The 6,635-nt window shown below is 74.2% G+C and carries 6 protein-coding genes and 1 pseudogene; 1 reads left to right on the forward strand and 6 read right to left on the reverse strand.

The annotated features are described in order from the left end of the window. From gspD to JHD63_RS21265, 6 genes are all read right to left on the reverse strand, one after another. On the reverse strand, positions 1-2,434 hold a 2,434-nt coding region (gspD, locus tag JHD63_RS21240), incomplete at its 3' end, for a type II secretion system secretin GspD (protein ID WP_198972791.1). A gap of 3 nt (positions 2,435-2,437) precedes the next feature. Continuing rightward, on the reverse strand, positions 2,438-3,244 hold the full coding sequence (gene gspN, locus JHD63_RS21245; RefSeq protein ID WP_198972792.1) for a type II secretion system protein N: 807 nt from the start codon (positions 3,242-3,244) through the stop codon (positions 2,438-2,440). A 22-nt stretch (positions 3,245-3,266) separates the two neighbouring features. Continuing rightward, on the reverse strand, positions 3,267-3,848 hold the full coding sequence (gene gspM / locus JHD63_RS21250; RefSeq protein ID WP_198972793.1) for a type II secretion system protein GspM: 582 nt from the start codon (positions 3,846-3,848) through the stop codon (positions 3,267-3,269). Beyond that, on the reverse strand, positions 3,845-5,071 hold the full coding sequence (gene gspL / locus JHD63_RS21255) for a type II secretion system protein GspL (protein ID WP_198972794.1): 1,227 nt from the start codon (positions 5,069-5,071) through the stop codon (positions 3,845-3,847). Before gspL ends, gspM begins: the two co-directional genes overlap by 4 nt. Positions 5,072-5,110: 39 nt before the next feature. Continuing rightward, on the reverse strand, positions 5,111-6,067 hold the full coding sequence (gene gspK, locus JHD63_RS21260; protein ID WP_370590608.1) for a type II secretion system minor pseudopilin GspK: 957 nt from the start codon (positions 6,065-6,067) through the stop codon (positions 5,111-5,113). Then, a complete protein-coding gene (locus tag JHD63_RS21265; protein WP_198972795.1) occupies positions 6,064-6,453 on the reverse strand; it encodes a hypothetical protein in 390 nt (129 codons plus the stop codon). Before JHD63_RS21265 ends, gspK begins: the two co-directional genes overlap by 4 nt. Here JHD63_RS21265 and JHD63_RS21270 point away from each other — a divergent pair. After that, positions 6,428-6,635 (forward strand): annotated as a pseudogene (locus JHD63_RS21270) (hypothetical protein); the annotation flags it as partial. The gene JHD63_RS21265 and the pseudogene JHD63_RS21270 overlap by 26 nt on opposite strands.

Here is a 6,635-nt window from a genome sequence, read left to right on the forward strand (position 1 = left end):
CCCCCCCCCCCCCCCCCCCCCCCCCCCCCCCCCCCCCCCCCCCCCCCCCCCCCCCCCCCCCCCCCCCCCCCCCCCCCCCCCCCCCCCCCCCCCCCCCCCCCCCCCCCCCTTTTTTAGATGTGTATAAGAGACAGGTGCCGTGGATGCCCCCCTCGCGCGGCGCGGCCTTGGGCTCGATGCCGGGCAGCGGCGGCAGCACCGGCGCCGCGTTCACGCCCTGCAGCACCGTGCTGTCGGCGGGCTGGGTGTTCATCTGCAGCGCGCGGATGGCGTCGTAGCGGTCCTGCGCCAGGCTGTCGCTGGTGGCGCTGTCGCGGATCACGGTCGGGCGCAGGAACACCATCAGGTTGGTCTTCTTGCGGCTGCGGGTTTCGTTGCGGAACAGACCGCCGAGCAACGGCACGTCGCCCAGCACCGGCACCTTGTCCTGGCCCAGCGAATAGTCGTCCGAGAGCAGGCCGCCCAGCACCACGATGCTGCCGTCGTCCACCAGCACGTTCGATTCGATGGCGCGCTTGCTGGTGGTGGGGCCGTTGGCGTCCTTGGTGGAGTCGGCGTTGACGCTGGAGACCTCCTGGTAGATCGCCATCTTGACCGTGCCGTTCTCGTTGATCTGCGGCTTCACGCGCAGCGTCAGGCCCACGTCCTTGCGCTCGACCGTGGTGAAAGGGTTCACGGTGGCGCTGCCCGTGGTGTTGGCGTAGGAGCCGGTCGGGAAGGGCACGTTCTGGCCGATGATGATCTTGGCCTCCTCGTTGTCCAGCGTCAGCAGGTTGGGCGTGGACAGCACGTTGGCGTCGCCCGAGTTCTGCAGGAAGTTGGCCAGCGCGCCCAGGTAGTACTTGCCGTTGAAGCGCGGCGCCAGCCCCACGTTGAAGCCGGTGGACGGCCGCGTGTTGACGTTCTTCGCGGCCAGGCCCACGGCCAGGTCGATGATGTTGGTGCCGGTGATGCCCGAGTTGTTGCCGATCACGCCGATGGTGCCCGAGCCGTTGCTGCCCAGCGCCGTCTGCCACTGGATGCCGAACTCGGCCAGCTTGCTGGCATTGACCTCGACCACCAGGCTCTCCACCAGCACCTGGGCGCGGCGGCCGTCGAGCTTTTCGATCACGGCGCGCAGTTGCCGGTACTGCGGCTCGCTGGCGGTGATGATCAGCGAGTTGGTGGCCGGGTCGGCCTGGATGGAGCCGCCGGTGGAGGGCATGGCGCTGTTGCCGAAGTTCGACGAGACGCTGCTGCCCAGGCTCGAGGCGCTGCCCGAGCCGCTGCCGCCGAAACTGCCGGACGGGGCCTGCGACATCGAGGTGGGCAGCGTCATGCCGCCGCTGCCGCCGCTGCCGCCGGGCATGCCGGTACCGCCGCCAGCGCCGGTGCTGCCGCTGGCGGCCGCGAGCGAGGCCAGCGCGGCGCGCAGCGTCACCGCCAGGCGCGTGGCCTCGGCGTTCTTCAGGTAAACCACGTAGATGTTGCCGGCATCGCCGTTGGCGCTGTCCTGCGCCGGCTGGTCGAGCTTGGCCACCAGCGAGCGCACCAGCGCCACGCGCGCCGGGTTGGCCGCGCGCAGGATCAGCGCATTGCTGCGCGGCTCGGCGATCAGCGTGGTGCGAAAGGCGTTGTCGGTCTGGCCCTGGCTGGGCGGCATGCCGCTGGCCGGGGGCACGCCGCCGCTGATGGCGGCCTGGGTGCCGGTGCCTTCTACCAGCCGCGATATCAGCGGCGCCAGCTCGGTGGCGTTCTGGTAGTGCAGCGGGATCACCTCCACGTCGCTGGCGTTGGACACGTCCATGGCCGCGATGATCTTGGCCATGCGCTGCAGGTTCTCGGCGTAGTCGGTGATCACCAGCGAGTTGTTGCCCGGGTTCACGTTGATCGTGTTGTTCGGGCTGATCAGCGGGCGCAGCACCGGCACCAGGTTGTTGGCGTTCTCGAAGTTGAGCTTGAAGATCTGCGTGACGATCTGGTTGCCGCTGACGCTGCCGCGCCCGCCGGGCGACACCGTGACCGCGCCGCTCTGCAGCTTGGCGTCGGCCTCGGGCACCACCTTGTACAGGCCGGCGGCCTCGACCACGGTGAAGTTCTGCAGCCGCAGCGCGGCCAGGAACTGGTCGAAGGCCACCGCCGGCGGCACCGGGCGCTCGGTCACCAGCGTCATCGTGCCCTTCACGCGCGGGTCCACCACCACGTTGCGGCCGGTGATGGTGGACATGGTGCGCGCCACCGCCTCGATCTCGGCGTTGGCGAAGTTCAGCGTCACCGGCTCGCGCGCCCCGACCGAGGGGGGCGCCGCGCCGCGCGCCGTCTGCGCCACCGCGTCTTGCGAACCAATAATGCCTGTAGCCCAGGTGATACCTAGGCTTGTTGCTATTGATAATGTAGCAATGCGCGCCACGGTGCGCGGGGCCCGGAGCGAAGAGCGCGGCGTGCGATGTGTCATGCGTCAACCCACGGTGATGATGGAGCGGGCGCCGATGCGCCGGCCGATGATGTTCAGGAGATTCGACAGCGCGGCCTCATGGCCGGCCGCGGCGCTGGCCTCGCCCTCGAAGCGCAGGCGCGAGCCGACCCAGCGGCCCTGGCCCGACAGCTGCAGCGCGCCTTCGAGCGTCTGCAGCCCGAGCGTGGGCACGTCGCCGCCGGCCAGCGCCAGCCGGTAGCTGCCCATCGGCCGCAGCGGCGACAGGCTGGACGACATCTCGCGCGCGTCGAGCTGCGCGCTGCCCGAGAGCGCGAGCCGGCCGGCCACCAGCTCGACGGCCAGGCCGCTGGTGCCGAGCGCCAGCGAGCCCTGCGGCTGCAGCGTGTTCCAGGGCGTGCCCAGGCCGCCCAGAAGGGCCGCCGGCCATTGCGAGCGGCCGTCGGCCACCTCGATGCGGGCGCCGCCCCAGCGCGCCATGGCGCGCAGCGCCAGCGGCGTCGGCGTGCAGCAGGGCGCCTGCAGTTGCAGCGATACGCCGTTCCAGTGCGGCCGCAGGCGCCACTGCAGCCGCTCGGGCAGCGCCGCGGCGTCGGTGCTGCCCGGGCCGCCGGTCAGCACCAGTTGGGCCGAGCCGCTCCAGACCGTGCCGCGCGGCGCCGCCAGCAGCAACTGGCCGCCGCTGGCCTGTGCCAGTGCGCTGGACAGCCAGCGCGCCGGCGCGAAGTACAGCAGGGCCGCGAGCAGGCCCAGCACGCCGCCGGCGCAGGCCCAGGTCCAGCCGGCGCGCGGCGCGCGGTCAGTGGGCAGGGAAGACAGGCGGCGTGCCACGGCGAGCGATGCGGGGCGCGGATCAGCGGGGCGGCAGGGCCAGCACCACGGTGCCGTCCCAGCGCGCCACGGCGTCGTCGGCCGCGGCAGGCGCGCTGGCGGCCGGAGGGACCGGCGAGAAACCGGCGCCGCCAGCCGGCGGCCGTGCCGGCTGCGCCGGAGTGGCGGTGCTGCGCGCCAGGCGCGCCTCCTGCGGCAGCGCCCGGGCGTTGGCGCGCGCCTGGTCCAGCCAGGCGGCCAGCGTTTCGGCCGGCGTGCCGCGCAGGGTGACGGTGGCGCGCTCGCCGACCACGCTGAGCCGCCCGGTGCCGGCCAGGCCGTCGCGCACCGAGGCCTCCAGCGCGCGCAGCGATTCGTCATGGCTGGCGCGCGGCTGGCTCTTGAGCCGCTCGGCCTCGGCCTTCAGGACCAGCAGGCGCTGCTCCTGCGCATCGAGCGCGCCGCGGCGCAGTTCGGCCGCCTGCAGCGTGCGCAGGGCCGGCGCCAGCAGCACCCACCAGAGCAGCGCCGCGCCGAGGGCGAGGGCGGCGATGCGCACCAGCGAGCGCTCGCGCGGCGCCAGCGCGCGCCAGCGCGCCCGCAGGGCGGCGGCTTGCGGGTTCATGGGGACACCCCGGCTTTCAGCACCAGCACGTCGTCATCGCTGTGCGCGGCGATGCCCTGGGCGCGCAGGCGCTCGGTGAGCGCTGCCGCCTCCGAGGCTTCGAGGCCGAGCCCGCGCAGGCGCAGCTCGTCGCCCGCAAATTCCAGCCCGCGCGGCGAGCGGCCCTCCGGCAGCGCGCTGCCGACCGCGGCCAGCAGCGACTCCAGGCCGCCGCTGGCCGAGCCGGTGGCCTGGCGCAGCAGGGCCAGTTCGCGCTCCATCTGGATCGGCGCGTCGACCACCACGCGCACCGAGGGAAAGGTCTGCGTCAGCACGGCGTTCACGCGGGCCTGGCGCGTGTCGAGCGCGCTGCGCTCCTTCCAGGCCCAGGCGTTCAGCCCCACCAGCTGCGCCGCCACCAGCAGCCCGGCGCCCCAGCGCGCGGCGCGCCATTGCGGAGCGCGCAGCAGTTCGCCGAGCAGGGCGCCGGCACGCTTGGTGACGCGGCGGCGGCCCGAGCTGGCCAGATCGAACTGCGCCAGGTCCCAGGGCGAGCGCGCGGCCGCCAGCCAGCGCTCGGTGCTGGTGTGCAACTGCACCGGGCGGCCGGCCAACTGCTCCGCCAGCGCGGCCACGGCGGGCTCGGCCAGCAGCGGCACCGGCTCGGTTCCGGCGTCGGCCGCGGACGTGGCCAGCGCCAGGCTGGCGGCCGACAGGGGCAGCGCCAGCAGATCGCCGGCCGGGCCATGGCCCAGCGCCACCAGCAGCGGGTCTTCGGGAGTGCCCAGCGCGTGCAGCACCGGCGGGGCGGCGTCGGGCGCGAATTCGGGGACGATGCGCGTGACCGTCCGGCCCGCCGCTTCGAGCCTCTGCAGCGCGCCCTGCAGCCAGGTGCGGTCGCATACCGCCACCCAGGCCGGCGCGCCGGCCTGGGCGCCGGGCGCCAGCGCGAAATGCAGGGACTGCGGCTCGTCCAGCAGCCGTTCTTCCAGCAGCCCTTCGAGCACGGCGCGCACCCGCGGCGCCGGGCCGTTGGCGCGCACGCCGCGCGGCAGCTCCACGCGCTGCCAGGACAGGGCCCGCACCGGCACCACCGCCACCACCTCGCCGGCACGGCCGGGCGCGGGCAGCAGCGCCGCGGCGGCACTGCCATGGCGCAGCGCGGCATGGCCGTCGCCGCTCAGCACGTAGTGCAGTTCGGCCGCGCCGGCATGCGCGGGAAGGAAGACGATCAGGGTGCTCATGGGCAGGCAGGTTGCGCGCGATTGTAGAGAGCGCGCATGTCAGCGCGACGCGGCCTGCAGCGCCTGTGCCACGCCGATGGCGCCGCGCTCGCGCCAGACCGTGCTGACCATGCTGCCGCTGCGCTGCACCAGCGAGCGTTCCTCCACCACCGCCTGGTCCAGCCGCAGACGGCCGCGGACTTCGAAGAAGACGCTGGCGATGGCGTGGTAGCGATCATCGACCTGCGCCGCGCCGCCGAAGGCCTGGCCGGCCAGCGCCACCGAGCGGAAGTAGCTGCTGCCGCGCGAGGCGGCCACGCGCTGGGCCGTGGCCGTGTCCAGGCCCGGCACCACGGCGGTGAGCACGGTGGGGTCGGCGGTGTTGAGGTTGACCGGGGTGGTGGCCGGCAGCACGGTGGCGTAGGGGGCGAGGGCCTGCAACGTTTTGGGCGAGACGCCGAACCACTCCAGCTGCTCCAGCCGCTCGGGCAGCAGCGGCGCGTTCTCGCCGCCCGCCAGCGCGGCCTTCATGCCCTGGGCCATGCGCTCGAGGTCCGACGCGGGCAGGCCGAGCCGCCCGAACAGGCGCCCGAAGGCCTGCATCCAGAACTCCTGCATGGCGCCGCTCTGCGTCAGGTTGCGCACGTTCATCTTGGCCTGCGCGTCGAGGATCCGCCCCGACAGGAAGGCGTCGCGCACGTCGGCGGTGGCGTCCGACAGCGTGTCGCGCTCGGCCGCGGCCAGGAAGCTGGACAGGCGCGCCTCCTGCAGCGGCAGCGCCCAGGGTTCGGCCAGGTAGTCCGGACCGCCGTTGAGGCCGTCCTCGCGCAGGATCAGGCGCGACCAGTCGAGCGCGCCGATCAGCACCCAGGCCGCCTGGACGCGTGCGCGCTCGGCGCTTTCCACCTCCACGCTGCGCCACTGCTGCCACATGGCGGCGGCGGCAAAGGTGGCGACCAGGGTGACGGTGAGCATGGCCGCGAGCAGGGCGGCGCCGCGCTGGCGCGGCCGGATCACGACTTGCCTCCGCCGGCCGTGGGATTGACCCAGTCGCGCTGCAGCGTGCCGCTGACCGCCTGGCCCGGCGGCAGGGTCAGCACCAGGCGCACGCCATCGGGCAGCGTGGGCACCGCGGCGCTGCCGGCGCCGGGGGGAGGCGCGACGGCGCCGGCGTCGCTGGAGAACGCGTTGGTCCACGCGTCGTTGCGGTAGTAGAAGACCTGCCAGTCGGCCAGCGGCGTGACCGGGACTTCGCGCCGGCGTTCGGCGTCGCCCGGGTTCTGCGCCCACAGCGCGGCCTGCTGCCAAGCGTCTTCCCATTGCGCCAGCGTGGTGAGCGGCGGCGATTCCCAGCGCAGCCACCACACGCCGCTGCCGGTGGCGCGCCGCGCCCAGGCCACCACGCGCAGGCCGTCGCCCGGGCCGGCCGTGCCGCGCCGCGTGATGCGCAGCGCGCGGCCTGTCTCTTATACACATCTCCGAGCCCACGAGACCGTACAGGAAATCGCGTATGCCGTCTTCTGCTTGAAAAAGGGGGGGGGGGGGGGGGGGGGGGGGGGGGGGGGGGGGGGGGGGGGGGGGGGGG

It is taken from the genome of Xylophilus sp. ASV27 (assembly GCF_016428875.1).
GTDB lineage: Bacteria > Pseudomonadota > Gammaproteobacteria > Burkholderiales > Burkholderiaceae_C > Xylophilus.